General features: G+C 63.3%; 23 protein-coding genes and 1 tRNA gene. 14 read left to right on the top strand and 10 right to left on the bottom strand.

Annotated elements, in window-relative coordinates; genetic code table 11:
* The first annotated feature begins 86 nt into the window (after positions 1–86).
* Positions 87–488: an SET domain-containing protein gene (locus tag LB554_RS10830; protein WP_015318651.1), complete on the top strand. Its 402-nt coding sequence runs from the start codon at positions 87–89 to the stop codon at positions 486–488.
* On the opposite strand, the gene LB554_RS10825 is transcribed toward LB554_RS10830, so the two are convergent.
* The 4 genes from LB554_RS10825 to LB554_RS10810 form a co-directional block, all read right to left on the bottom strand.
* Positions 485–1,435, bottom strand: coding sequence for a cytochrome c (locus tag LB554_RS10825; protein ID WP_140618581.1), 951 nt, complete (start codon positions 1,433–1,435; stop codon positions 485–487). The two genes, LB554_RS10830 and LB554_RS10825, sit on opposite strands and share 4 nt — an antisense overlap.
* Before the next feature lie 9 nt (positions 1,436–1,444).
* Complete coding sequence (locus LB554_RS10820; protein WP_224584483.1) at positions 1,445–1,882, bottom strand: c-type cytochrome; 438 nt, start codon at positions 1,880–1,882, stop codon at positions 1,445–1,447.
* Between the two features lie 157 nt (positions 1,883–2,039).
* On the bottom strand, positions 2,040–2,642 hold the full coding sequence (locus LB554_RS10815; protein WP_015318654.1) for a superoxide dismutase: 603 nt from the start codon (positions 2,640–2,642) through the stop codon (positions 2,040–2,042).
* A gap of 171 nt (positions 2,643–2,813) precedes the next feature.
* Positions 2,814–3,692, bottom strand: a complete 879-nt coding sequence (locus tag LB554_RS10810; RefSeq protein WP_224584481.1) for a branched-chain amino acid aminotransferase — start codon at positions 3,690–3,692, stop codon at positions 2,814–2,816.
* A gap of 155 nt (positions 3,693–3,847) precedes the next feature.
* Here LB554_RS10810 and LB554_RS10805 point away from each other — a divergent pair, with 155 nt between their 5' ends.
* On the top strand, positions 3,848–4,510 hold the full coding sequence (locus tag LB554_RS10805; RefSeq protein WP_140618589.1) for a haloacid dehalogenase type II: 663 nt from the start codon (positions 3,848–3,850) through the stop codon (positions 4,508–4,510).
* 170 nt (positions 4,511–4,680) lie between these two features.
* Positions 4,681–5,508 (top strand): L,D-transpeptidase, encoded by an 828-nt coding sequence (locus tag LB554_RS10800; RefSeq protein ID WP_015318657.1) that lies wholly within the window; start codon positions 4,681–4,683, stop codon positions 5,506–5,508.
* Positions 5,509–5,578: 70 nt separating this feature from the next.
* Here LB554_RS10800 and LB554_RS10795 read toward each other — a convergent pair whose 3' ends face one another.
* Entirely contained in the window at positions 5,579–7,126 is a 1,548-nt protein-coding gene (locus LB554_RS10795) for a helicase HerA-like C-terminal domain-containing protein (protein ID WP_224584479.1), read from the bottom strand.
* A 340-nt stretch (positions 7,127–7,466) separates the two neighbouring features.
* On the opposite strand from LB554_RS10795, the gene LB554_RS10790 reads away from it, so the two are divergent.
* The 4 genes from LB554_RS10790 (at position 7,467) to LB554_RS10775 (ending at position 11,714) form a co-directional block, all read left to right on the top strand.
* On the top strand, positions 7,467–8,909 hold the full coding sequence (locus tag LB554_RS10790) for a methylmalonyl-CoA mutase subunit beta (RefSeq protein ID WP_224584477.1): 1,443 nt from the start codon (positions 7,467–7,469) through the stop codon (positions 8,907–8,909).
* Positions 8,906–11,026 (top strand): methylmalonyl-CoA mutase, encoded by a 2,121-nt coding sequence (gene scpA / locus LB554_RS10785; protein ID WP_224584475.1) that lies wholly within the window; start codon positions 8,906–8,908, stop codon positions 11,024–11,026. Before LB554_RS10790 ends, scpA begins: the two co-directional genes overlap by 4 nt.
* A 74-nt stretch (positions 11,027–11,100) precedes the next feature.
* A complete protein-coding gene (locus LB554_RS10780; protein ID WP_015318661.1) occupies positions 11,101–11,331 on the top strand; it encodes an AbrB/MazE/SpoVT family DNA-binding domain-containing protein in 231 nt (76 codons plus the stop codon).
* The gene (locus LB554_RS10775; protein ID WP_224584472.1) at positions 11,328–11,714 is read left to right on the top strand and encodes a type II toxin-antitoxin system death-on-curing family toxin; all 387 of its coding nucleotides are present in this window, start codon (positions 11,328–11,330) and stop codon (positions 11,712–11,714) included. The genes LB554_RS10780 and LB554_RS10775 overlap by 4 nt, the downstream gene beginning before the upstream one ends.
* Here LB554_RS10775 and greA read toward each other — a convergent pair.
* The gene (greA, locus tag LB554_RS10770) at positions 11,711–12,184 is read right to left on the bottom strand and encodes a transcription elongation factor GreA (protein ID WP_015318663.1); all 474 of its coding nucleotides are present in this window, start codon (positions 12,182–12,184) and stop codon (positions 11,711–11,713) included. The genes LB554_RS10775 and greA overlap by 4 nt on opposite strands.
* A 117-nt stretch (positions 12,185–12,301) precedes the next feature.
* Between greA and LB554_RS10765 the strand changes: the two genes are divergently transcribed.
* Complete coding sequence (locus LB554_RS10765) at positions 12,302–13,678, top strand: TIGR03808 family TAT-translocated repetitive protein (RefSeq protein ID WP_224584470.1); 1,377 nt, start codon at positions 12,302–12,304, stop codon at positions 13,676–13,678.
* A gap of 9 nt (positions 13,679–13,687) precedes the next feature.
* On the opposite strand, the gene LB554_RS10760 is transcribed toward LB554_RS10765, so the two are convergent.
* On the bottom strand, positions 13,688–14,692 hold the full coding sequence (locus LB554_RS10760; RefSeq protein WP_224584468.1) for an asparaginase: 1,005 nt from the start codon (positions 14,690–14,692) through the stop codon (positions 13,688–13,690).
* Positions 14,693–14,719: 27 nt separating this feature from the next.
* Positions 14,720–15,886, bottom strand: coding sequence for an acetyl-CoA acetyltransferase (locus LB554_RS10755; protein ID WP_224584466.1), 1,167 nt, complete (start codon positions 15,884–15,886; stop codon positions 14,720–14,722).
* Between the two features lie 194 nt (positions 15,887–16,080).
* Here LB554_RS10755 and betI point away from each other — a divergent pair, with 194 nt between their 5' ends.
* From betI to betB, 5 genes are all read left to right on the top strand, one after another.
* Positions 16,081–16,671: a choline-responsive transcriptional repressor BetI gene (betI, locus tag LB554_RS10750; RefSeq protein WP_224584463.1), complete on the top strand. Its 591-nt coding sequence runs from the start codon at positions 16,081–16,083 to the stop codon at positions 16,669–16,671.
* Positions 16,668–18,197 (top strand): choline-sulfatase, encoded by a 1,530-nt coding sequence (betC, locus tag LB554_RS10745; RefSeq protein WP_224584461.1) that lies wholly within the window; start codon positions 16,668–16,670, stop codon positions 18,195–18,197. The genes betI and betC overlap by 4 nt, the downstream gene beginning before the upstream one ends.
* Positions 18,194–19,198, top strand: coding sequence for a threonine/serine dehydratase (locus tag LB554_RS10740; protein ID WP_224584460.1), 1,005 nt, complete (start codon positions 18,194–18,196; stop codon positions 19,196–19,198). Before betC ends, LB554_RS10740 begins: the two co-directional genes overlap by 4 nt.
* Positions 19,191–20,843, top strand: a complete 1,653-nt coding sequence (gene betA, locus LB554_RS10735; RefSeq protein ID WP_140618605.1) for a choline dehydrogenase — start codon at positions 19,191–19,193, stop codon at positions 20,841–20,843. The genes LB554_RS10740 and betA overlap by 8 nt, the downstream gene beginning before the upstream one ends.
* 81 nt (positions 20,844–20,924) lie before the next feature.
* Complete coding sequence (betB, locus tag LB554_RS10730) at positions 20,925–22,388, top strand: betaine-aldehyde dehydrogenase (protein WP_224584458.1); 1,464 nt, start codon at positions 20,925–20,927, stop codon at positions 22,386–22,388.
* A gap of 6 nt (positions 22,389–22,394) precedes the next feature.
* Here betB and LB554_RS10725 read toward each other — a convergent pair whose 3' ends face one another.
* Positions 22,395–24,629: a mannose-1-phosphate guanylyltransferase/mannose-6-phosphate isomerase gene (locus LB554_RS10725; protein ID WP_224584456.1), complete on the bottom strand. Its 2,235-nt coding sequence runs from the start codon at positions 24,627–24,629 to the stop codon at positions 22,395–22,397.
* A 10-nt stretch (positions 24,630–24,639) separates the two neighbouring features.
* Positions 24,640–26,160 (bottom strand): phosphomannomutase/phosphoglucomutase, encoded by a 1,521-nt coding sequence (locus LB554_RS10720; protein WP_224584454.1) that lies wholly within the window; start codon positions 26,158–26,160, stop codon positions 24,640–24,642.
* A 199-nt stretch (positions 26,161–26,359) separates the two neighbouring features.
* On the opposite strand from LB554_RS10720, the gene LB554_RS10715 reads away from it, so the two are divergent.
* Positions 26,360–26,436 (top strand) — tRNA-Pro (locus LB554_RS10715).
* The last annotated feature ends 87 nt before the right edge of the window (positions 26,437–26,523 follow it).

Here is a 26,523-nt window from a genome sequence, read left to right as displayed (position 1 = left end):
ATTTCCGCTCGCAATTGCGACGGTCGCGCGCTACCCAAGGCACGGTTTTCCCGGGCACGAAGTCCGCACTTGCACAAGGGTCCATTATGCTGCTCGTCGACGTCTATCTCGACAAATCGCCGATCCAGGGCATCGGTGTGTTTGCCAAGAACCATATTGCCAAGGGCACGCTGGTCTGGAAGCTCGACCCCCGGTTCGATCGGATCATCGACGTCGAGACCTATGAGAGCGAAACCGGGCCGGTGAAGAACTACCTCGACCGCTATTCCTACCCCGACCGTCGCGATCCCGCCTATATCGTCTTCGAAGCCGACGACGCCCGCTACATGAACCATGACGACGAGCCGAATTGCGATGTCTCGTCGCCCGAGGAGACCTACGCCTTGCGCGACATCGCGCCTGGCGAGGAGATGACCTGCAACTACAACCTTTTCTTCGAAACGGGCTTCGATTTCCTCGGCGATCGCCACCTGCAGTCCGAGGATTAGTTCGTACTTTTCTTGCGCGCCGGATAGCCGTTGGGATGCGGCGGCACCGCCTTCAGATAGGCAGCAATCGCCGCACGGTCGTCCGCCGTCAGCTCGGCCATGTTGCGCTGCACGTCGACCATGGCGCCGCCGACGGAATCGAAATCCGGCGTGAATCCAGTTTCGAGGTAGTTTGCGATGTCGGACGCGGACCAGCTGCCGATACCTCCCTCGCCCGAAGTGATGTTCGGCACGACGCCCGAGCCCTCGGCGGCCACCGCACCGGCCAGCCATTCGCTTTTCCTGGTGCCTCCAGCGAGGTCGCGCGGCGTGTGGCATTCGCCGCAATGGCCCGGTCCTTCGACCAGGTAGCGGCCTGCCATCACAGGGTCTGGCGCGCCATCAGGCAGGGGCACGACAGGCTTGTCACTGAGATAGAGCCGCTTCCACAGGCCAATGCCGCGCCGGATGCTGAACGGGAACGCCAGCGAATTGCCGGGCGCCTTGCCTGCGACGGCGGGAAGCGTCTTCAAGAAAGCGTAGAGGTCGGCGACATCTGACGGTTTCATGCGAGCATAGGAGGCATAGGGGAATGCCGGATAGAAATGCTCGCCCGAAGGCGACACACCTTTCAGCATGGCGTTAGCGAGATCCCCGGCCGACCATGCGCCGATGCCGTCCTTAGGATCTTGCGAAATATTGGGCGGAACAAAGATCCCGAATGGCGTCTTGAGTTCGAGCCCGCCTATGAGCTGAAGCCGTGCATCGCCCTGCGACCCGGGCTTGGCATGGCAGGAGGTGCAGCCGCCGGCATAGAAGATGCGCTTGCCCCGGGCAACATCGCCTGGGCCGAGTTGCGCCAGGGTCGCCGCATCAAGCGTGACCGGTGCCGACAGCAGCCACCCCGCCGACGCGCCGGCGACGCCCAGGACGAGGGCCGCGCCGACGAGCTTCTTCAGCCATGCCATGGCTGGCGATCAGCCCTTTTTGACCCTGTAGCCCTGGTGGCAGGTACCACAGTCCGAGCCGATGGTGCCGATCTGCGTCTTCAGCGCATCGACGTCGGCCGGAGCCGCCGCGACCGCAGCCTTGACATCGGCGAGATACTTGTCCTCGGTCGCCTTGAAGCCGGCCATGTCTTCCCAGATTTTTGGCGCCGCCGTGGTGTCGCCGGTGTCGGTGCCCTTCGGGAACAAGGCCTCTACGTCGAAGTTCTCGGCATTTGCCTGCAGTGCCTGCAACTGCGTCAGCACCGCGGCGGCATCAAAGGGCTCCTCGCCCTTGACCACTTTCGACAGGCCGCCGACGATCTTTCCGCGTTCCTTCATCAGAGCCTGCCGATCGAGGATCGGATCGGCAAAGGCCGCCGATGCGGCGAGTGCGAGCATGGAGATGGCGATGACAAGCTTTCTCATTCATTTGGCTCCGTGGTGAAGGCATTTCAGGACAGGACGTTAACGGATGCGGGAGGTGGAATATTCCCATTCTCCCGCATGAAATTGCATGACCCTAGCCGTGGGGTTCGAGACGAAAAGAAAAGGCCCGGGAGTGCCGGGCCTTTCGGAAGATTGATCAGGCATTCGCCTTTTCGTAGAGTTCAAGCACGTGATCCCAGTTGATCAGGCTATCTACGAAGGCCTCGAGGTATTTCGGCCGGGCGTTGCGATAATCGATGTAGTAGGAGTGCTCCCAGACGTCGACGCCGAGGATCGGCGATGCGCCATGAACCAGCGGGTTCTCGCCGTTCGGCGTCTTCGATATCGCCAGCTTGCCGTCCTTGACCGAAACCCAGGCCCAGCCCGAACCGAACTGCGTTGTGCCGGCGGCAATGAAATCAGCCTTGAACTTGTCGTAACCGCCGAGATCGCTGTCGAAAGCCTTCTGCAGCGCGCCAGGGAGCTTGTTGCCGCCGCCGCCCTTCTTCATCCATTTCCAGAAATGGATGTGATTGTAGTGCTGGGCAGCATTGTTGAAGAGACCGGCATTCTTGCCGAACGATTGCTTGACCACCTCTTCGACCGAAAGATCGCCAAGGCCGGCTTCGGCGGCGAGCTTGTTGCCGTTGTCGACATAGGCTTTGTGATGCTTGTCGTGGTGATACTCCAGCGTCTCTTTGGACATATAGGGCTGCAGGGCCTCATAGTCGTAGGGCAGAGCGGGCAATTCGAAAGCCATAGGTAGTACTCCCTCGTGGAAAATCCGGTGTGGATACCGGAGTAAGATAGGTCGGGATTGAGCTGGAGCAACTCCGGAAGTGAAGCGCCGGTTCCCTTTCTAAGCGGGTTCCCGGGAACTGTCACACGCTTTTCCTGTGACCAGCCGCGCGCAGACAAAAGGCGGGCTATCTCAGCCAGCCGAGGTCGAATGCGCCCACTCCCAATAGAGTTCACGTGCCTTCTTGGCCACCGGGCCGGGTTGCATATCACGGCCCTCCATGCGGGTGACCGGCACCACCTTGGAGTGGTTGCCGGTCGAGAAGATTTCGTCCGCTTCGAGGAAATCCCGCACCGACAGCGTCTTTTCAGTCGTCGTGAACCCATAGTCGCCAAGCAGCGTCATCGTGCGCGCGCGGGTAATGCCGGACAGGAAGGTTCCGTTCGGCGCCGGCGTCAGCACATGGCCGTCCTTGACCAGGAAGATGTTCGAGCTTCCGGTCTCCGCGACATTGCCCAGCATGTCGAGCACAAGCGCGTTGTCGAAGCCGCGCGCCTTGGCCTCGAGGATGGCGCGGCCGTTGTTGGGATAGAGGCAGCCGGCCTTGGCGTTGGTCGGCATGGTTTCGATGGTCGGGCGCCGGAATGGCGACACGGTCACCGAAAAGCCGGTCGGTGAGATCATCGGCGATTCATAGAGGCAGAGGCAGAAACGGGTCGAGGCGGGATCGGCCGGCACGCCCATGTAGCCGCCATGCTCGGCCCAGTACATCGGCCTCATGTAGACCGCCGTCTTGCCGTCGAATTTCTTCAATCCGTCCCAGGTCAGCCCGACGATCTGCTCGGGCGTCATGTTCGGCGCCAGCCCAAGCCCGATCGCCGAGGCATTGACGCGTGCGGCATGGAGTTCGAGATCTGGCGCCACGCCTTCGAACCAGCGCGCCCCGTCGAACACGCTGGTGCCGAGCCACATGGCATGGCTGCGCGGCCCCAGAATGGCGACATTGCCTTCGTACCAATCGCCATCGACGAAAGTCCATGTCGCGGATTGCGCCGCCGCCGCCAGTGTCATCGCGTTTTCCCGTTCCGGTCAATCTTGTGTGACAACATTGGATGATGCTTTGACCGCCGCCGTCAACCAGCATCGGGGAGTTTTGTTGAGGCCAGCGACGGGTGCGCTGCAATCAAGGCTTGCACCTTGTCCCGCCTCGCCTCAAAACTGTTGCCATGCAATACGCCGCCTACGTGTTCGACGCCTATGGCACGCTGTTCGACGTGCACGCCGCCGTGCGCCGCCATGCGGACGCGATCGGCCCGGACGGCCAACTCCTGTCCGAAATCTGGCGCGCCAAACAGCTCGAGTATTCCTGGGTTCGCACGCTGATGGGCGCCTATGCCGATTTCTGGCAGCTGACCGAACAGGCGCTGGACTTCGCCTTGCGCAAGGTCCCTTCGGCCGATCCGAGCCTCAAGGCGAAACTTCTGGAAGCCTACTGGCGGCTGGACTGTTATCCCGAAGTGCCGGCCGTGCTGAAAGCGCTCAAGGCTTCGGGCGCCAGGCTGGCGATCCTCTCCAACGGTTCGCCCGAAATGCTGCAGGCAGCGGTCAAGTCGGCGGCACTCGACCAGGTCCTGGACGACATCTATTCGGTCGATGCGGTGCGTCGCTTCAAGACCGATCCTGTTGTCTACGACATGGTCGCCACCGGATGGCGCCTCTACCCCGGCGCGGTCTCCTTCCAGTCCTCCAATCGCTGGGACATTGCGGGCGCCACCAAATTCGGCTTCCGTACGGTCTGGATCAACCGCTCCAACCAGCCGGAGGAATACCAGGACTTGCCACCGGCCCTGATCCTGCCATCGCTGGAGGCACTCGTATCCGGTGCCTAACTGACCTGTGGCCCCAGCGCCACAGTGGCGGCGCAGTCACACCTTCGCCTTTGTTTGTCCACGTTCGAGCCAGAATCGGAACCGCCTATCGCCTCAGGTGTTGTCAGGCACCCGCAGCGAACGTCGCGTGTTGACGCTTTGTTGCGATTTGAGTCTTAAAGAAGGCAGCCATGTCCATAACCGAAATCGAATCCTATCGCCTGAGCCGTCGCGGCTTCCTCAACGCCGCAGCCCTGGGCGCCGCCTCGATAGCGGTTTCCGCATGCGCCACCACCGGACCGGGACCAGTCGAGCCGCCGCCGCCACCAACGTATGTCGAGCCTCCGCTCGCCGACTATGCGTCGATGTACGCTGCGGTCAACGATGGCGGTTTCGATCTGCCGGCCATCCCCGTCGACAGGATCGATCCGCAGTTCCTGCGCCAGATCGTACCCGACCCGACCGGGCAGAAGCCGGGGACCATCGTCGTCGATACGACAGGCCACTTCCTCTATCTGGTTCGCCCGGGCGGCCAGGCCATTCGCTATGGTGTCGGCCTTGGCCGCGCCGGCTTCGAATGGTCGGGCGACGCCGTCGTCCAGTGGAAGCAGAAATGGCCGAAGTGGACGCCGCCGGATGAGATGATCGCCCGCCAGCCGGAATTGAAGCAGTACAGCGCCGACAATGGCGGCATGCCCGGCGGCCTAAAGAACCCGCTCGGCGCACGTGCGCTCTATCTCTTCCAGGGCAATGTGGACACGCTCTATCGCCTGCACGGCTCGCCGGAATGGCGCTCGATCGGCAAATCGGTGTCGTCGGGCTGCGTGCGCCTGATGAACCAGGACATTATCGACCTTTATGACCGCGTGCCCTCGAAGACGCCGGTCATCGTGACCAGCGACGCTCGCCAGCCGATGGTGGCGACGGCCAACCACAAGGCGATCCCGATCGATGCCGGCGTGCCGGATGGATCGGTGCTGCTCGGCCCAGTCAAAGCGGTCACGAACGCGATCTTCTGAGTTTCACGGGGCTTCTGAGTTTCAGGGGGCTTCTGAGTTCAGGGGGCAGCAGCGTTGCCGCTGCCCTGATCTACCGTCCCCGCGACAAACTACCCAGAATCCCGCGCACAATGGCACGTCCGACCGACGAGCCGATCGAGCGCACCACCGACTTGATCGCGGCCTCGGCCACCGTCTGGCGATTGGAGGGGCGCGGCGCAGGCGCGCGCCGGCCACCGGACTGCGGCGCGGGATCGTCATTGCCGAAGCCTGGAATGGTCCAGCGCGAGCCGCCGGTGCCGGTCTGCTGCGCCTGCGCCTCGGCGTCCTGCGCCTGCTTTGCCTTCTTCTGCAGCATTTCGAAGGCCGATTCGCGATCGACAACCTGGTCATACTGGCCGGTGACCGGGCTTTCCCCGATCAGCTTCTGCCGCTCGGCAGGGGTGATGGGTCCAAGCCGCGATGACGGCGGACGGATCAACGTGCGCTGGACCATGGACGGAATGCCCTTGGCCTCCAGGGTAGAGACCAGGGCCTCGCCGGTGGCGAGCTGGGTGATGGCGGTGGCGCAGTCGAAATCCGGATTGGGCCGGAAGGTTTCGGCCGCCGTCCTCACCGCCTGCTGCTCGCGGGGCGTGTAGGCGCGCAGCGCGTGCTGCACGCGGTTGCCGAGCTGGGCCAGGACCTTTTCGGGGATATCCAAGGGGTTTTGCGTGACGAAATAGACGCCGACGCCTTTCGAGCGGATCAGGCGGACCACCTGCTCGACCCGGTCGATCAGCACCTTCGGCGCCTCGTCGAACAAGAGGTGCGCCTCGTCGAAGAAGAACACCAGCTTCGGCTTGTCGGGGTCGCCAACCTCCGGCAGTTCCTCGAACAGCTCCGACATCAGCCAGAGCAGGAACGTCGCGTAGAGGCGCGGATTCATCATCAGCTTGTCGGCGGCCAGCACGCTGATGGCGCCGCGACCATCGCGGGTGGTGCGCATGATGTCGGCAATGCGCAAAGCCGGCTCGCCGAAGAAGTTCGCCGCGCCCTGCTGCTCAAGTACCAGCAGCGTGCGCTGAATCGCCCCCACCGACGGCTTGGTGACGTTGCCATAACGGGCGCTGATTTCCTCGGCGCGCTCCGCGATGTTGGCGAGCAGCGCCTGCAGGTCCTTGAGGTCGAGGAGAAGAAGGCCCTCTTCATCGGCAATGCGGAAGGCAATGTTCATGATGCCTTCCTGCGCGTCGGTCAGGTTCATCAGCCGCGACAGGAGCAGCGGGCCCATTTCCGAAATGGTGGCGCGGATGGGGTGGCCCTGCTCGCCGAACAGATCCCAGAAGATGACGGGAAATTCCTGGAAGTCGTAAGGGTCGAGCTTGACCTGTTCTGCCCGCTTGACCAGGAAATCCTGGGCGGTGCCTATCATGGCGATACCGGAAAGGTCGCCCTTGATGTCGGCGCAGAAGACCGGAACGCCGGCGTTGGAAAATCCCTCGGCCAGGATCTGCAAGGTGACGGTCTTGCCCGTACCGGTGGCGCCGGTCACCAGGCCATGGCGATTTCCGTATTGCAGCAGCAGGTTTTCGGCGCGCTGATAGCTGTCGTCGGGCTTGCGGCTGGCGCCGATAAAAATACTGGTGTCGTCAGCCATAGCTCGGGTCTCCGCAAAACTGATGTGTCTAAAGCCAGCCTGTGCCCGAAGGTATAGTGAGGCTGCCGGACAGCGACAATGACAATTGTCCAAGGCGGGGCCAATCATCCAATCAGGGCTATCGTCCAAATCGGACCAATCGCCAAAATCGGATTTTGGAACTTGCGGATTTCGATGGTGTTTGGCAATCGTCCATGGTCCGTCCACGCAAGCGACCTATATCAGGTGGATCGAATATCAGGTGGTCGAATTCAAGCCTGGGCGTGCATTGCGATAACTGACCGGGGACCGTAGATTAGGCTGCCCGGGCTGGTGCGGCCACATAGAACGAGGACGATGAATGGGCGCCGGAGCCTTGACCAGGGATGTTGAGCCAACGAATGCGGAGCGTCAGCGATGGCTGACCCTGGCGGGAAAAGCGTTGGCCGGCGCCTCCTTCGAGGAACAGCTGGTCTCGCATACCGACGACAATATCCGCGTCGAGCCGCTCTATGAACGCGCGGCCGGAACGGAACCGATCGTGCGCGCCAATCCTCAATCGCCGTGGATCGTCAGCCAGCGCGTCGACGACCCCGATGTCGGACGCGCCAAGAGGCAGGTCCTGGAAGATGTCGCCCAGGGCGCGACGGGATTGTCGCTTGTCTTCGAGGGCGCCCCGAACGCGTTTGGCTACGGCCTGCCGAGGACGGCGCAGGCGCTTGAGACGGTGCTGGAGGGCGTGCCCCTCAACCGGGTCCAGATCCGTATCGACACCCACCCCTGGAGCCGCCCCATGGCCGACTGGCTGGTGGCGTTCCTGAGCAAGCGCCGCTCCGATCCGGCAAAGCTCAACCTGTCTTTCGGCATCGATCCGGCTGCTATCCTCGCCGGCACCGGCCGGCTGCGCATGTCGATCGAGGCGCTGCAGGAGTCCATGCCGCAATCGCTGGCGCATTTCTTCTCGATGGGCGTTCCGGGTGTGCTTCTGGAGGCAGACGGTCGCGTCTTCCACAATGCCGGCGCCACGGAAGCGCAGGAACTCGGCATCATGCTGGCCTCGGCGGTCTCGTATCTGCGAATGTTCGAGAAGGCGCGGCAGCCGCTCGTCTATGCCGCGCCTCATATCGGTTTCGCGCTCAGCGTCGACCAGGACCAGTTCCTGTCGATGGCCAAGGTGCGAGCCCTGCGCAGGCTGTGGGCACGGGTGCAGGAGGCCTGCTCGATCCCCAATTCCACGGCCAACATCCATGCCGAGACATCATTTCGCATGATGACGGCATTGGATCCCGAAACCAACATCCTGCGCACGACGATCGGCTGCTTCGCCGCGGCGGCGGGAGGCGCCGATTCGATCTCAATCCTGCCGCATACGATCGCGCACGGCCTGCCGGCCGCCTTTGCCCGCCGCGTCGCGCGCAACGCGCAGCTGATCATGGCCAATGAAAGCCATGTCGATCATGTCGCCGATCCCGCCTATGGCTCCGGCGCCGTCGAAGCGCTGACCTCAGACCTTTGCGAAGCCGCGTGGGCGGAATTACAGGCCATCGAGGCTGAGGGTGGCGTGCTGTCCAGCCTTCGGGACGGACATATCCAGCAGCGCGTCCGCAACGCCGCCGCCCATCGCGCCATAGCCTTCAAGTCAGACGAGCGGGCCATTGTCGGCGCCACGCTTTATCCGTTGAAAAGCGAGCGCCCGGTCGAGACGCTGGACGCAGAGAAGCGACCTGCCTTCACCGAGGGCGTCGTCCTGTGCGAAGCGTTGTCTCCGGTCCGCATCGATCAATCCATCGGGGCCGCTTCTTGATTCCGGATTTCAGTCAGATCGGCTGGGTGCCGCCGCGCCGCGCGCCTGTCGAGGTCAAGGGACAGCGAACAACGCCGGAAGGCCTTGTCGTCAAGCAGCTGTACAGTCAGGGCGACCTCAAGGGATTGTCGCATCTCGACACCTATCCGGGCCTGCCGCCCTTCGTGCGCGGCCCCTACCCGACCATGTATGTCCAGCAACCCTGGACCATCCGGCAATATGCCGGTTTTTCGACCGCCGAAGAATCCAACGCCTTCTACCGGCGCAACCTTGCCGCCGGCCAGAAAGGCCTTTCGGTTGCCTTCGATCTCGCCACGCACCGCGGCTATGATTCGGACCATCCGCGCGTCGCCGGCGATGTCGGCATGGCGGGTGTGGCTATCGATTCCATCCTCGACATGCGGCAATTGTTCGACGGCATTCCGCTCGGCGAGATGACCGTGTCGATGACGATGAACGGCGCGGTGCTGCCGATCATGGCGCTCTACATCGTGGCGGCGGAAGAGCAAGGCGTCGCGCAGAAGGATTTGGCCGGGACCATTCAGAACGATATTCTGAAGGAGTTCATGGTCCGCAACACCTACATCTATCCGCCGAAGCCCTCGATGCGGATCGTCTCGGACATCTTCTCCTACACCTCGAAGAACATGCCGAAGTTCAACTCGATATCGATCTCCGGCTATCACATGCAGGAGGCCGGCGCGACCGCCGACCTGGAGCTCGCCTATACGATCGCCGACGGGATCGAGTATGCCCGCGCCGGCGTCGCGGCGGGGCTCGACATCGACCGTTTCGCGCCGCGCCTGTCGTTCTTCTGGGCAATCGGCATGAATTTCTTCATGGAAGTGGCCAAGCTCAGGGCCGCACGCCTGTTGTGGGCGACGCTGATGAAAAAGAACTTCGCGCCAAAGGACGAGCGGTCGCTGTCCCTGCGCACCCATTGCCAGACCTCCGGCTGGTCGCTGACGGCACAGGATCCCTACAACAACATCATCCGCACCATGATCGAGGCGATGGCCGCGACCCAGGGGCATACCCAGTCGCTGCACACCAACTCGTTCGACGAAGCAATGGCGCTGCCGACCGACCATTCGGCGCGCATCGCCCGCAACACGCAACTCGTCCTGCAGAAGGAATCCGGCACCACGCGCATCATCGATCCGTGGGGCGGTTCGGCCTATCTCGAACGGCTGACACACGATCTGGCGGCGCGTGCGCTCGCCCATATCGAGGAGGTTGAGGCTCTCGGCGGCATGGCGGCGGCGATCGAAAAGGGCATACCCAAGCTGCGCATCGAGGAAGCAGCGGCCCGCACGCAGGCGCGCATCGATTCCGGCGAGCAGATGCTGGTCGGCGTCAATGCGCATCGCCCCGGAACCGATATCGAGGTCGACGTGCTGAAGATCGACAATGCCGAGGTCAGGGCCCGGCAACTCTCGAAGCTGCAACGGCTGAAGGGCACGCGCGACGTCGCTGCCGTCGAAAGCGCGCTAGATGCGCTGACCCGTGCCGCACAGAGCGAGGACAACCTCCTGGAGTTCGCCATCCGCGCCGCGCGCGCCAATGCCACTGTCGGCGAAATCTCGTTCGCCCTGGAAAGAGCTTATGGCCGCCATGTGGCCACGGTGCAGACCATTTCCGGTGTCTACCGCAAGGCGCTTGGCGACAGTCCGGTGATCGACCGCCTGCAGGACAAGCTCGGTGCCTTCGAAAACAAAAACGGCGGCAAGCCGCGCATCCTCGTGGCCAAGATGGGACAGGACGGCCACGACCGCGGGCAGAAGGTGATCGCCACGGCCTTCGCCGATCTCGGCTTCGACGTTACCGTCGGCGCCATGTTCCAAACGCCGGAAGAGATCGCGAAACTGGCTGTCCAGAATGACGTCCACATCATCGGCGCCTCATCGCTGGCAGCGGGTCACCTGACGCTGATCCCAGAATTGCGCGACACGCTGAAGAAGCTCGGCCGCGGCGACATGCTGATCGTGGCCGGCGGCGTCATCCCGCCGCAGGACTATGATGCGGTGCTGCAAGCCGGCGCGGCGGAAATCTTCCCGCCGGGCACGGTCATTCCGGAAGCGGCGGAGCGGCTGCTGGATCGGCTGCTATCCTCGTGACGAATCTGTTATAATATCTGTTGCAACACCCGGCGCACCGCGTTATAATTAGCGTTGCAACAGGATGTTTCATCATGAACACCACAATTCGCAAGATCGGGAATTCGGACGGCGTGATTCTGCCGAAAGAGCTTCTCGATCGATTGAATCTCAAGACAGGCGACAACGTGGTCGTCGTCCAGGAAGGTCAAGAGCTTCGCTTGCGCCGATTGGAAGATTCTGCCGAAGAATTCGAGCGCAAGATGAAGGTAGCGCGCGAGCGGATGAGGAAATACGAGGTTGCCTACCGCGCGCTCGCAAAATGACGGCACATCATTCGCGAGAGTTCGTGGAGGCGATGCATGCCGAGCAGTTGCGTCTTCACGGCGGCGCGTCGGGTATCCGCGATGAAGGCCTGTTGGAATCGGCGCTCGCACGTCCGCAACAGAAAGAAGCATACGGCGAGCCGGATCTGAGCGAACTCGCTGCCGCCTATCTCTTCGGCATCGCAAAGAACCATCCGTTCGTCGATGGGAATAAGCGCACGGCTTTCGCTGCGGCCGACTTGTTTCTCTATTTCAACGGATTAAGCATCGAAGCCGAACAGGAGGAGGTCATCCAATTGGTGATGATGGTCGCTGCCGGCGAGATAGACGAAGCGGGTGCGGCCGCATTCTTCCGCGAGCATGTCGTCAAGCTTGAAGACTAACTCTCCGAGAGCTTGACGATCTCCCACTCCTTGCCGTTGACGCTGGCCACGTCGCCAACCTTCTTGCCGAACAGCGCGACCGCCATAGGCGAGACGTGCGAGATGCTGCCCTTGGCCGGATCGGCTTCATCCTCGCCGACAATCTTCCAGTGCACCTTCCTGCCGTCGTCACTTTGCAGCGTGACACCCATGCCGAAGCGGACGACATCGCTGCCGGGCTCCGGCACGGAAAGCTCGGCACTCTCGCGTCGCGCGGTCCAGTAGCGCAGATCGCGCGACACGACCGCGATGCGCTCGCGGTCGGCTTTCCGCTCCGCTTTCGCCATGATATCGCGCAGATCGGCCAGATTGTCGTCGATCTGCGCCAGGCCGCGCTCCGTCACCAGGTTCCGGTGCGTGCTGATCGGCCGCTCGCCAACACCGGCGATCGCGTTTTCGCTGTCTTCTTCGCGGGTAAAAGCTCTGCTCATCCCCTGAACTTAGGCGCCGAGTGGCTGCCCGACAAGTCATTGCCGCCGAGAAGAGGCGCGTTGAACGTCTGGCATGATTCCTGCGGTGTCGGGGCGGAACACTGGGATTCTGTGCCGATGTTGAACAGACGAACCCTGCTGACGCAGACCACCTGCTTTGCCGTCATGGACCTCGCGCTCGGCAAGGCGGCGGCCGCCCGCCTGACCGGCATCGAGAAAGCCTCGATGCGCGGCTCGATCAACGCCACCGAACTTGGCGTCCAGCCCGGTACGTTTGACGACCAGAGCAAGGCCTTCGCCAAGCTGCTGCGCGACGCGAATGGCCGTGACATGCCGGTCTTCCTGCCGCCCGGCACCTATGTGGTGTCCAATCTCTCGCTGCCTGGTCGCGTGCGTCTTTCCGGCGTGCCGGGCGCGACGCGGATCGTCTATGGCGGCGACGGCCATTTGTTCATGGCCGAACAGGCCGACCATATCGAACTCAGCGGACTGGTTTTCGACGGCGCGAACCGCTCTATGGGCGACTACGCGCAAGGACTGCTCGATCTGCGCCGGGTGGCGCATCTCGTGGTTGACAACTGCCAGATCACGGGCAGCGGCAAGAACGGGCTGGCGCTGGAACACGCCGCGGGCCTGATCGAGCGTTCGGACATATCGGGGGCGGCGGACGCCGGCATCTATTCGGTGGAGGCCGCAGGGCTGGCGATATCAGGCAACACCGTCTCCGATTGCGCCAATGGCGGCATCCTAGTGCACCGCTGGCAAGCTGCGGAAGACGGCACCATGGTCACCGGCAACCGCGTCGAACGCATTGGCGCGCGCAGCGGCGGCACCGGCCAGAACGGCAACGGCATCAATGCCTTCCGCGCCGGCAATGTCGTCATCTCGGGCAATGTGGTCTCCGACTGCGCCTTCTCGGCGATCCGGGCCAACAGTTCCAGCAATTTGCAGATATCGGGCAACACCTGCTCGCGCTCGGGCGAGACCGCGGTCTATTCCGAGTTCTCGTTCGAAGGTGCTGTCATCTCCAACAACATCGTCGACGGCGCGGCCAACGGCATCTCGATCGTCAACTTCAACGAAGGCGGCCGCATGGGTATCTGCTCCGGCAACATCGTGCGCAATCTGTCGACATCAGGCCCCTATACCGCGGATCCACCCGGCTTCGGCGTTGGGATCGCCGTCGAGGCCGACACCGTCGCTTCCAACAACGTCATCGAGAACGCGCCGCTCTACGGCATGTCGATCGGCTGGGGGCCGTATCTGCGCAACGTCGTGGCCACCGGCAACATCATTCGCAAGGCAGGCACCGGCATCGTCGTCAGTGTGGTCGAAGGTGCCGGCACGGCCGTCATCTCCGACAACGTCATCGATGGCGCGTCGAACGGAGCGGTTGTCGGCCAGCGCTGGGCCGAGCCGGTGACATCAGACCTCACCCAGACCAGCCGCAGCGGCTATGCGCACCTGACCGTGGAGCGCAACCGCGTCAGCTGATTACCGCCTTCAATTCAGGGCCGGCGTCGGCCTCAGCGCCCCGACCTTGGCGCCAATCCGGCTTTCGATAGGCGCATTCCCCAGTTCGAGCAGCTTCGCCGCCAAGGCCTCGTCCGCCCGCAGCAGCCTGGCGAGGACCGCGGCGGCGATTGCATCGCCGGCGCGCCCGGCACCGTCATCGCATTTGACCGCGATGCCGAGGCCGAGTTCCGGAATTGCGGCACAATGGACGCCCTCGGCCCCGCCTTTGGCGAAAATTCGCCTCGGAGCGGCTTCCATCAGCAACAGGTCCGCGCGGCCGGTGCCGGCCACGAAGAACGGCTCCGCCATGCAGGCCGAAAGCAGCCGCTTCGCGGCCTTCGCCCGCTCCGGGCCAAAGCCTTGGGCCGTGGCCATGCGAGCAAAGCCGAGCGCGAAACTCCTGAGCGGCACCGCATAGGTCGGAATCGAGCAGCCGTCGACCGCGCGTGCGTCGGGGCCGTGGACAGCGCCGGTGACTGCCTGCATGGCGTCGCGCACCATTTCCTGCAGGGCGTGATCCGGTCTGACATAGCCGCGATGCGCGATGCCCAAATGGACGCAGGTACAGAGGAAACCGGAGTGCTTGCCGGAACAATTGTTATGCAACGCATTCGGTGAGCCGCCGGCACGCGCGAGCGCAATCTCCGCGTCATGGTTCGAGGGCCAGTGGACCCCGCATTCGAGCGCCGACCCGTCCAGCCCGGCCCTGGCCAGCATGGACCGCGCCAGTTCGACATGCGCCGGCTCGCCGGAGTGGGAGGCACAGGCCAGCGCCAGTTCGCGGTCACCGAAGCCATAGGCATCCGCGGCACCCGTTTCGACAAGCGGCAGGGCCTGGATCGCCTTTACGGCGGAACGCGGAAAGACCGGCTTCGACGTATCGCCGATCTCCAGCACCGGCTTGCCGTCGGCATCGAAGACGGCGACGGCGCCGCGATGGGCGCTCTCGACAATGGCGCCGCGCAAAACTTCGATCAGAACCGGATTTGCCATGTTACCTCCCGCGAATGCCGGGGCGGTTTACCTGATCCGGTCGAGAATGGAAACGTAGTTGGCGACCGCCGCACCGCCCATGTTGAAGATGCCGCCGAGTTTCGCGCCCGGCACCTGGATGCCGCCGGCTTCGCCGACAAGCTGCATGGCGGTCAAGACATGCATGGATACGCCGGTGGCGCCGATCGGATGGCCCTTGGCCTTCAGTCCGCCGGAGGGATTGACCGGCAGGCGGCCGTCTTTTGCCGTTGTGCCATCCAGCGCCAGTTTGGCGCCCTCACCCGGCTTGGCCAGTCCCATCGCTTCATACTCGATCAATTCGGCGATAGTGAAGCAGTCATGCGTTTCGACGAAGGAGAGATCGTCGAGCGTTACGCCGGCGTTCTTCAGCGCGCGGGTCCAGGCCTGTTCGCAGCCTTCGAAGGTCAGGATGTCGCGCTTCGACATCGGCAGGAAATCCTGCACATGCTCGTTGGCGCGGAAGGCGACCGCGCGGCGCATCTTCAGCGCCGTTGCCGTGTCGGCAAGGACAAGGGCAGCGGCGCCGTCGGAGACCAGCGAGCAGTCGGTACGCTTCAAGGGTCCTGCGACGAACGGGTTTTTCTCGCTCTCCTGCCGGCAGAAGTCATAGCCGAAATCCTTGCGCATCTGCGCATAGGGATTGTCGACGCCATTCTTGTGGTTCTTGGCAGCGATCATGGCGAGCGCATCCGACTGGTCGCCATAGCGCTGGAAATAGGCCTGCGCGATCTTGCCGAAGACGCCGGCGAAGCCGGCTGGCGTGTCGCCGTCCTCGGGCAGATAGGAAGCTTTCAGCAAATTCTTGCCGATTTCGGGCCCGGGCGTCGTCGTCATCTGCTCGGCGCCAACCACCAGCACGATGCGGGCGGCGTTTGCATCAATGGCGCGGATACCTTGCCTGACCGCCGCCGAACCGGTGGCGCAAGCGTTCTCGACGCGTGTCGCCGGCTTGAAGCGCAGCCGGTCGTCCGCCTGGAGAACCAGGCTTGCCGTGAAATCCTGCGCCGAAAAACCGGCATTGAAATGGCCGAGCAAGATCTCGTCGACCTCGTCCGGGCCAATGCCGGCATGGTCGAGCGCGTCCGTCGCGACCTTGACGATCAGGTTTTCGAGCGTCTCGCCCTCAAGCTTGCCGAAGCGCGAATGCGCCCAGCCAACGATGCATGCGGTCATGGCGGTCTCCATCCTTGGCGCCAGCGCCCACGGCTCGTGACGCACTTCGCCTTTATTGTTCAAATATAAACATTCTCGCCCGGGCCGTGAAGGGCCGCAACGCAACAATCGCTTGGTACAGGTCGCGTCGAGGTCGATTTTTTATTGATTGACGCGTCAATAAAAAATAATCTCCCGCAAAAATCGGAAACGGCATGCCAAAAGTCGGAATGGAGCCATTGCGCCGCAGGGCGCTCATCGACGCGACGATCTCGGCGATCGGCGAGCGTGGCTCGCTTGACGTGACCATGTCCGAGATCGCCGGACGCGCCGGTGTGTCTTCGGCGCTCGCCCACCACTATTTCGGCGCCAAGGACGAGCTGCTGTTCGCGACGATGCGGCACATCCTGGCCGAACTGACCATCGATATGCGCCGCGCCCTGCAGTGCGCCTGCACCGCGCGCGAGCGCGTCTCGGCCGTGGTCGCCGTCAACTTCTCCGATGTCCAGTTCCAGGCTGAAACCATTGCCGCCTGGCTCGCTTTCTATGTCGAGGCGCAGCAATCGTCTTCGCTGCGCCGGCTGCTCAGAATCTATGCCCGGCGGCTGCATTCCAACCTGATGAGTGGATTGACCGGCATCCTGCCGAGGACCGAAGCCGACCGCGCCGCGGAAGCGACGGCGGCGATGATCGACGGGCTCTACATCAGGCGCGCGCTGAAGGATGGCGTGCCTGACGCCGCGACCGCGATCGCGCTGGTCGAAGATTATCTCGAAACCAAACTTGGCGGACGGCACAAGCAGTGACAGCGAAGCGACCCAATTTCCTGATCGTCATGGTCGACCAGCTCAACGGGACCTTGTTCCCGGATGGGCCGGCGGAATTTCTGCACACACCGCATCTGAAGGCACTGGCGGCGCGTTCGGCGCGCTTTGCCAACAACTACACCGCCTCGCCACTCTGCGCGCCGGGCCGTGCCTCGTTTATGAGCGGCCAGTTGCCGTCGCGCACCGGGGTCTATGACAATGCCGCCGAGTTCGCCTCGTCGATCCCGACCTTCGCCCATCATTTGCGTGCGGCCGGCTACTACACCTGCCTGTCGGGCAAGATGCATTTCGTCGGACCGGATCAGCTGCACGGTTTCGAGGAACGGCTGACCACCGACATCTATCCGGCGGATTTCGGCTGGACGCCGGACTACCGCAAACCCGGTGAGCGCATAGAGTGGTGGTATCATAATCTGGGTTCGGTGACCGGCGCCGGCGTTGCGGAAACAACCAACCAGATGGAGTATGACGACGAGGTCGTGTTCCTTGCGTCTCAGAAGCTCTATCAGCTTTCGCGCGAACAGGACGATGCGAGCCATCGGCCCTGGTGCCTCACCGTCTCGCTGTCGCATCCGCACGATCCCTATGTCGCGCGCAAGCAGTATTGGGATCTCTATGAGCATTGCCAGGTGCTGGATCCGGAAACCGGGTACATCGCCGAAGACGAGCAGGATCCGCATTCTCGGCGGCTGTACCATGCCAGCGACTATTCCTCTTTCGAGATCACGCCTGAAGAGGTGCGTCGTTCGCGGCGCGGCTATTTCGCCAACATCTCCTATGTCGACGACAAGGTCGGCGAGCTCCTCGACGTTCTCACGCGAACGCGCATGTCCGACGACACGATCATCCTGTTCTGTTCGGATCACGGCGACATGCTCGGCGAGCGAGGCCTGTGGTTCAAGATGAGCTTCTTCGAAGGCTCGGCGCGGGTGCCGTTGATGATTGCCGGCAAGGGCATTCGTGCCGGGTTGATCGAGGCGCCGGTCTCCAATCTCGACGTGGCACCAACGCTTTGCGACCTTGCCGGCATCGACATCGGGGCGATCGCGCCGTGGACCGACGGCCAGTCGCTGCTGCCGCTCACCAAGGGCGGGCAGCGCACGACACCGGTGCTGATCGAGTACGCGGCGGAGGGCTCCTATGCGCCCTTGGTGGCAATCCGCGAAGGCAGGTACAAATTCGTCCATTGCGAACTCGATCCGCCGCAATTGTTCGATCTCGAAGCCGATCCGCTCGAGCGGGACAATCTGGCCGACGACCCCGCCAATGCGGGTCTTGTGGCGGCATTCCTGGAAAAGGTCCGGGCGCGTTGGGACATGGCCGGCTTCGATGCCGCCGTGCGCGAAAACCAGGCACGCCGCTGGGTCGTCTATCCGGCGCTGCGCAACGGCGCCTACTACCCCTGGGATTTCCAGCCGTTGCAGAAGGCGTCAGAGCGGTACATGCGCAATCACATGAACCTCGACAATCTCGAAGAAAGCAAAAGGTATCCGAGAGGCGAATGATGGCAGACCTTCTCGTTCCCACTCTCGACCATCTCAGGCAGGCCTATGCGGTAACGTCACGGGCGACACAGGTCACGCCGCTGCTGGAATCGGCGGCGCTCGCCAGGGAAACCGGCGCGGCCCGGGTCTTCATCAAGCCGGAATCGCTGCAATGGGCCGGATCCTTCAAGGTTCGCGGCGCTTATTGGCGGCTGAAGCGGCTTTCGCCCGACGAGGCGAAGAAGGGCGTCGTTGCCTATTCCTCGGGCAATTTCGCGCAAGGGCTGGCCGCGGCCGGCCAGGCGCTCGGCATTCCCGTGACCATCGTCATGCCGATCGACGCGCCGGCCGCCAAGCGCGATGCTACCGCGGGTTATGGCGCGCGCGTTGTGCTGACCGACCATGGCGATCGCGCGCGTGAAGAGGTCGCGGCGGCCAAGGCGCGCGAAATCGCTGAAACAGAAGGGCTAGCGCTCCTGCATCCATTCGACGATCCCGAGATCGTCGCCGGTCAGGCGGGTGCCGGCCTCGAGGCGCTCGACCAGCTGTCGGCTAAGGATGCCAGCGCCGATCTCTTGTTCTGCTCGGTCGGCGGCGGTGGGCTGATCGGCGGCGTTTCGCTCGCCTTCCACTATCTGTCGCCGGCGACCGAGATCATCGGCGTAGAGCCCGAAGGGTTCGACGGCATGGGCTCGTCACTGGCGCATGGCAGTATCGAGACCATGCCGATCGGTCCGAAATCGATCTGCGACGGACTGATGTCGCGCCGGCCCGGCAACGCGCCGTTCGCCGCGGTCAAGACCGCTGGCGTGCGCGGCATCACGGTCGACGATCAGTCGGTGCGGCGCGCGATGCGGATCGCTTTCGAGCGGATGAAGCTGGTGCTCGAACCGTCAGGTGCGGCGTCGCTGGCGGCATTGCTCGGTGGCAAGGTGGATGTGGCGAGAAAAACCGTCCTGGTGGTGGCTACCGGCGGCAACGTTTCGCTCGCCGATTTTATGGCGCATATGAACCATGCTTGAAGCGGATTTCGTTATCATCGGCTCCGGCTCCGCCGGCTCGGCCATGGCCTATCGCCTGTCGGAAGACGGCAAGCATTCGGTCATCGTCATCGAATTCGGCGGCACTGATATCGGGCCGCTGATCCAGATGCCTTCGGCGCTGTCGATACCGCTCAACATGAGCCTCTACGACTGGGGATTCGCCAGTGAACCGGAACCGCATCTGGGTGGCCGCGTGCTGGCGACGCCGCGCGGCAAGGTGATCGGCGGCTCGTCCTCGATCAACGGCATGGTCTATGTGCGCGGCCACGCCCGCGACTTCGACCATTGGGCCGAACAGGGCGCGGCCGGCTGGGGCTTCGCCGACGTGCTGCCCTACTTCAAACGCATGGAGGATTCAGATGGCGGCGAGGATGGCTGGCGCGGGCACGGCGGCCCGCTGCATGTGCAGCGCGGCTCCCGGCGCAATCCGCTCTATGGCGCCTTCGTCGAAGCGGGCCGCCAGGCAGGGTTTGAACTGACCGACGACTACAATGGCGCCAAGCAGGAAGGCTTCGGCCCGATGGAGCAGACCATTCTGGGCGGCCGCCGCTGGTCGGCGGCATCAGCCTATCTGAAGCCGGCGCTCCGGCGCAAAAACGTCAGACTGGTCAAAGGCTTTGCGCGCCGGGTGATCATCGAGAATCAACGCGCCATCGGCGTCGAGATCGAAGCTCACAAACAGATTCAGGTCGTTAAGGCGCGACGTGAAGTAATCGTCGCGGCGTCGTCGATCAACTCGCCGAAGATCCTGATGCTGTCCGGTATCGGCCCGGCCGGGCATTTGCACGAAAACGGCATTGCCGTCGTGGCCGACCGGCCTGGCGTCGGCGGCAACCTGCAGGACCATCTGGAGCTCTACATCCAGCAGGAATCGACCAAACCGATCACGCTGAATTCAGTGCTGAACCCGTTCTCCAAGGCGATGATCGGGGCGCAGTGGCTGTTCTTCAAATCGGGCCTTGGCGCCACCAATCATTTCGAGGCGGCCGCCTTCGTGCGCTCGCAGGCAGGCGTCGACTATCCCGACATCCAGTACCACTTCATCCCGGCGGCGGTGCGTTACGACGGCAAGGCGGCGGCGAAGTCGCACGGCTTCCAGGCGCATGTCGGACCGATGCGCTCGAAGTCGCGCGGCTCGGTGACGCTGCGCTCGCCGGATCCGAAAGCGAAGCCGGTCATCCGCTTCAACTACATGTCGCATCCGGACGACTGGGCGGAGTTCCGCCACTGCATCCGCCTGACCCGCGAGATCTTCGGCCAGTCGGCCTTCGATGCCTATCGCGGACAGGAACTCTCGCCGGGCAGCCATGTCCAGTCGGACGACGATCTCGACTTGTTCATCCGCGACCATGCCGAAAGCGCCTACCACCCCTGCGGCACCTGCCGAATGGGCCGCGTCGATGATCAATCGAGCGTGGTCGATCCGGAATGCCGGGTCATCGGCGTCGACGGATTGCGGGTCGCCGACTCCTCGATCTTCCCGCGCGTGACCAACGGCAACCTCAACGCGCCATCGATCATGACCGGCGAAAAAGCGTCCGATCACATCCTTGGCCGCACGCCGCTCGCGCCGTCCAACCAGGAACCATGGATCAATCCGCGCTGGCAGGCTTCCGACAGATAGGCCATGATCCGCCGATAGAGTGAGCTGCCCGACAGGCGCCCGCCCAATAGCCGTCTTGGGCACAACGATTGGAGACCTCCCATGCGCGCCCAGCCCACGGCTTCGCACTATGTCAACGGACGCTATATCGAGGACGAAGGCGGCGCGCCGCTGCCGGTGATCTATCCAGCCACGGGCGAGACCATCGCCATGCTGCGATCGGCGACGCCGAACGTGCTGGAACTGGCGGTCGAGGCCGCCCGCGCCGCACAGCCGGCCTGGGCGCGGCTTAAGCCGGTCGAGCGCGGCCGCATCCTGCGCCGAGCCGCCGACATTTTGCGCGCCCGCAACGCCGATCTTGCCCGCATCGAGACGCTCGACACCGGGAAGGCGATCCAGGAGACACTGGTGGCGGATGCACCTTCCGCCGCGGACTGCCTTGAATATTTCGCCGGCGCGGTCGCTGTCTTCAACGGCGAAGCGGTCGACCTCGGCGGGCCGTTCGCCTATACGCGCCGCGAGGCGCTCGGCGTCTGTGTCGGCATCGGCGCATGGAACTATCCGATCCAGATCGCCGGCTGGAAATCCGCACCCGCACTCGCCATGGGCAATGCCATGGTGTTCAAGCCATCGGAAAACACGCCGCTTTCGGCGCTGGCGCTGGCCGAGATCTACTCGGAAGCCGGCCTGCCCGATGGGCTGTTCAACGTCGTGCAAGGCTATGGCGACGTCGGCGCCGGCCTTGTCGGCCATGATGTCGTGGCCAAGGTCTCGGTGACCGGCTCGGTGCCGACCGGGCGCAAGGTGCTGTCGCTAGCGGGCTCCAGGATGAAGCACGCGACGATGGAACTCGGCGGCAAGTCGCCGCTGATCGTCTTCGACGATGCCGATCTCGAAAATGCCATTGGCGGCGCCATGCTCGGCAACTTCTATTCGACCGGCCAGATCTGTTCCAACGGCACGCGCGTCTTCGTCCAGAGCGGCATTCACGACCGCTTTGTCGAGCGACTGGTCGAGCGGACCAAGAAAATCCGCATCGGCGATCCGCTCGACCCGGAAACGCAGATGGGGCCGCTGGTCTCCAAGGCACAGCAAGACAAGGTCGTCGGCTATATCGAGGCCGGCAAGCAGGATGGGGCGACGCTGGCCTGTGGCGGCAATGTGCCGTCGCTGCAGGGCTTCCAGGGCGGCTTCTTCGTCGAGCCGACCGTATTCACCGCCGTCACCGACACGATGCGGATCGCCCGCGAGGAGATTTTCGGCCCGGTCATGAGCGTGCTGAAATTCAACAGCGAGGACGAGGTGATCGACCGCGCCAACGACACCGAGTTCGGTCTTGCCGCCGGTGTTTTCACGCGCGACCTGCCGCGCGCCCATCGCGTCATCGCCGAGTTGCAGGCCGGAACCTGCTGGATCAACGCGTACAATCTGACCCCGGTGGAAATCCCCTTCGGCGGCGTCAAGCAGTCCGGCATCGGGCGGGAGAATTCGCTGGCGGCGCTGGCACTCTATTCGCAGCTGAAGTCGATCTATGTCGAGACCGGGGACGTCGCCAGTCCGTATTGATCCCGCCTACTTCTCCGCCGTTCCATCCAGATACTGCGTCAGCGCACAGACCAGATGGTAGAAGATGCTCGCCGGCACGTCAGATGCCAGCGAGCGGCCGCGCTCGTCGATGCGATCGATCCACAGGCCGAGCGGCGCCGGGTCGACGTGCCAGCGGAACAGCCGGCCGACCCTCGCCTCGATCTCCGGCTTCAGATCGGGGCCGCCCGAGCCATCCAGGGCGATCGCCGCCTTGAGCGCCTCGGCCTGCGGCCAGCTGCGCGATATCAGGTCGAGCGGCAGTCCTTGCCGCGAGACTGCGCCATAAGCAAGGCCGGTGGCCCGGTTGAGGCCATTGGCGATTGCCGAGGCGTAGAGTTTTCGGGCAAAGACGCTCAGTTCGGCCTGGCCGCTGCGGCCGGCGAAATCGACCAGCAGCGAGGCCCATTCGAAGTGATGGCCAGGTTCGGTCCAGGCCCCCTTCTCTCCCGGTACCGGTTTCCATTCTGCATCGAAATACTCGCCGAGCGTCCAGCTCTCGGCGTCGAAGAAATGGCTGCGGAAGAGGTCGATGATGCGCGCCGCGCGACGCAGATGCGCACGCTCACCGGTTGCCTGGTGCCAAGCCAGGAAAGCTTCGAGCAGATGCATGTGGGGGTTGGAGCGTCGCTCGCCCGCCCCGTCCGAGGTGTCGAGGAAGCCGGTCATGCGGCTGTCCTCCAGATGCGCATCGAGGAAGGTGAAGGTCTCTTGGCCGAGCCGCAAGGCATCGGCATTGCCCGACAAATGCGCATGCGCCAGCGCCAGCAGGATGCAGGAATGATCGTAGGCGTCCTCGACGGGATCGGCGACGGAGCCATCGACATTCAGCGTGCGCACCCAACCGCCCCGTTCGGTGCGGCCCTGCCCCGCCATGAAGTCGATGCCATGCGCGATCAGCCGGTCGGCCGGCCCGGTCCAACCGCGCTCCTTGGCAACCGCGAAGGCATAGACCTGCCTGGCCTGGGTGCGCATGCGCTTGGGCTTGACGAGCGGCTTGGCGTCGAAACCCAGCGCCTCGTGGAAGCCACCGTGGCGCTCGTCGACGCCTGATGTCGACCACAACGGCAAGGTCTCCTGGAACAGCCAGTGATGAACGCGCTGCCGCCAGGCGCCACTTTCGATGACGCGGTCATGCGCCGGCGTGAACCTGGTTTCCAGCCGTCCCGATTTTTCGAGTTGTTCGACGATCTTCTTGACGTGCTGGCTGTGGCTCACCGGGGCAACGAAAGTGGCATCCGCCGTCGAGACAATGGCAACGTCCTTCATGCCGATCGCCGACAGCAGCCGGCCGTCGCTGCGGATATAGGAATTCTCGCAATCTATGGCGACGACATCGCCGACAACGACGTTGCCCCGGTCGTCGGCGGGACCGACATCGAGGAGCGATTGCCAGGAGCCGAGATCGTTCCAGCGGAAGCCGGCCGGCACCATGGCTATGTCTTTTGCCCGTTCCATGATGGCATAGTCGATCGAGTTCGACGGGATCGCCGCGTAAAGTTCCAGCGGCATATAGAGGCCGGACAGGTCCGTCGTGGCCGCCTCGTAGGCCGCTTCGGTGGCGTGCCAGATGTCGGGCTGGAATGTCTTGAAGGCGTCGCGCATGGCACCGGCCCGAAACAGGAAGATGCCGGTATTCCAGTAGAAATTTCCCGCCTTGAGATAGTCGTTGGCCGTCGCAAGGTCGGGCTTCTCGACGAAGTGCGAAACGTCGAACACCCCGCCCTTCTCGGCCGATACCTCGATATAGCCGTAACCGATTTCCGGCTGAGTCGGTTTGATGCCGAACACCACCAGACGACCGGCGCGCGCCGCCTGCGATCCCGCCTCGATACTTTGCCAGAATTGCCCTGCCGTCGCTATTTCATGGTCCGAGGGCACCACCAGAACCAGGCTGTCGCCGAATTCCGACAGCGTGCGCAGGGTCGCCAGTGCGACGACGGCGGCCGTGTTGCGTCCCGCCGGCTCGAACAGCGGGCCGCCGCCGGCAAGATCGAGACCGGCCAAGTCGACATGGACACGATCGGCGTGACGCTCCGATGCGATCAGGAAGATCGGCGTCTCGCCAGCCGGTCTCGCCGTCAGGCGGCGCAAGGTCTTGGCGAGCATGGAACCGTCGCCCGACAGATCGTGGAACTGCTTGGGGTTGTCCTCGCGTGACAGCGGCCACAGCCGAGAGCCGACGCCGCCGCTCATGACAAAACTGACGATGCGCTGGCCCATGGATGCCCTGTCAAAAAGTCTGGTTGTAAGCGCCGACTTCCGGACTGCGGCGCAGCACGGCATCGACGGCATCGAACATCTGCCGGCGACGCTCGGACGAGACCGGACTTTCGACGACCACGACCAGTTCCGGCTTGTTCGACGAAGCGCGCACCAGACCCCAGGTACCGTCCTCGGCAACGACGCGCACGCCATTGACGGTGATGAGATCCACGATCTTCTGGCCGGCGAAACTGGAGCCGTCACGCTTCATCGCCTGAAAATCAGAGACCACCCGCTCGACCACGCCATATTTCACATCGTCCGCGCAGTGCGGGGACATTGTGGGCGTGCCGAAGGTCAGTGGCAGTGCCCCGTAGAGATCGGCCATCGAACTGGCGGGGTTACGGTCCAGCATCTGACAGATGGCGATTGCCGTGACCAGTCCGTCGTCATAGCCGCGCCCGATCGGGGGGTTGAAGAAGAAGTGGCCTGATTTTTCGAAGCCGGCGACCGCGCCGAGTTCGGCAACCCGGCGCTTGATGTAGGAATGGCCGGTCTTCCAATAGTCGGTAACGGCGCCATTGGCGCGCAGCACCGTGTCGGTGTTGAACAGTCCGGTCGACTTGACGTCGACGACGAAGGTCGAACCCGGATGGAGCCGCGAAATATCCCGCGCAAGCATGACGCCGACCTTATCGGCAAAGATCTCGTTGCCTTCATTGTCGACGACACCGCAGCGGTCGCCGTCGCCATCGAAGCCCAGACCGACATCGGCCCCTGTCTCCAGCACCTTGTCCCTGATTGCATGCAGCATCTGCATGTCCTCCGGATTGGGGTTGTAGTTTGGAAACGTATGATCAAGCTCGACATCGAGCGGGATCACTTCGCAGCCGATGCGCTGCAGGGCTTCCGGGGCAAAGGCGCCAGCAGTGCCGTTGCCGCAGGCGGCGACCACTTTCAGCTTTCGTGTGATGCGCTTGTCCCTTGTCACATCGTCGAGATAGGTGGCGCGAAAATTGTCGACGAAATCATAGGAGCCGCCGCCGGTAAGGTCGAAATCGGCGGCCAGCACGATCGCCTTCAGCGCGCTCATCTCCTCGGGGCCGAAGGTCAGCGCCCGCGCCGCTCCCATCTTGACGCCGGTCCAGCCATTCTCGTTGTGCGATGCGGTGACCATGGCCACCGACTGCGTCTCCAGCGCGAATTGCGCGAAATAGGCCATCGGCGACAGCGCCAGACCGATATCCTTCACCCGTGCGCCGGCCGCCATCAGCCCGGAAACCAACGCCAGCTTGATGCCGAGCGAATAGGATCTGAAATCATGCCCGGTGACGATGTCAGGCCCAGCGCCGAGCCGCCGGATCACCGTGCCGAGCCCCATGCCAAGCGCCTGGACGCCGATCAGATTGAGTTCAGGCGGCACTGCCGAACCGGGATGGCCGAACCACCAGCGCGCATCATATTCACGAAAACCGGATGCCTTGATCAGCGCCGCGGTTTCGAATTCGAAGCTGTTTGGCCACGCTTCGCCGACAATATTTAGGGGCAAGACGGCAGGGCTCCAAGCGGCAGAAATACGATCCATCAAGGCAGCGGCTTAGCACACAAGGCTTTAAGCCGCGTTTATCCCGGACGGAAATTCGGGCCTTCCGGCAATGCCCGCAGAAAGCGGACGAAATGCGACAGAAGGGCTGCCATTGCCGCTTGCAGGAACGATGTGTGGCGGCTATAAGCCCGCGATCTGGTCACGGAGTGTAGCGCAGCCTGGTAGCGCACCTCGTTCGGGACGAGGGGGTCGCAGGTTCAAATCCTGCCACTCCGACCAGAAAAAACAAGGTCCGTTCCGGACACATAGGTTACGGTTTATACCGGAGACATGGGTAACACTTTTGGCCCGAAGGGGTTTTGGAGT

Origin of the sequence: Mesorhizobium sp. CO1-1-11 (assembly GCF_020164995.1) — a bacterium.
Classification (GTDB): Bacteria; Pseudomonadota; Alphaproteobacteria; order Rhizobiales; family Rhizobiaceae; genus Mesorhizobium; species Mesorhizobium australicum.
Note: the sequence above shows the minus strand (reverse complement) of the source record. Positions and strands in the feature narration are given on the sequence as shown.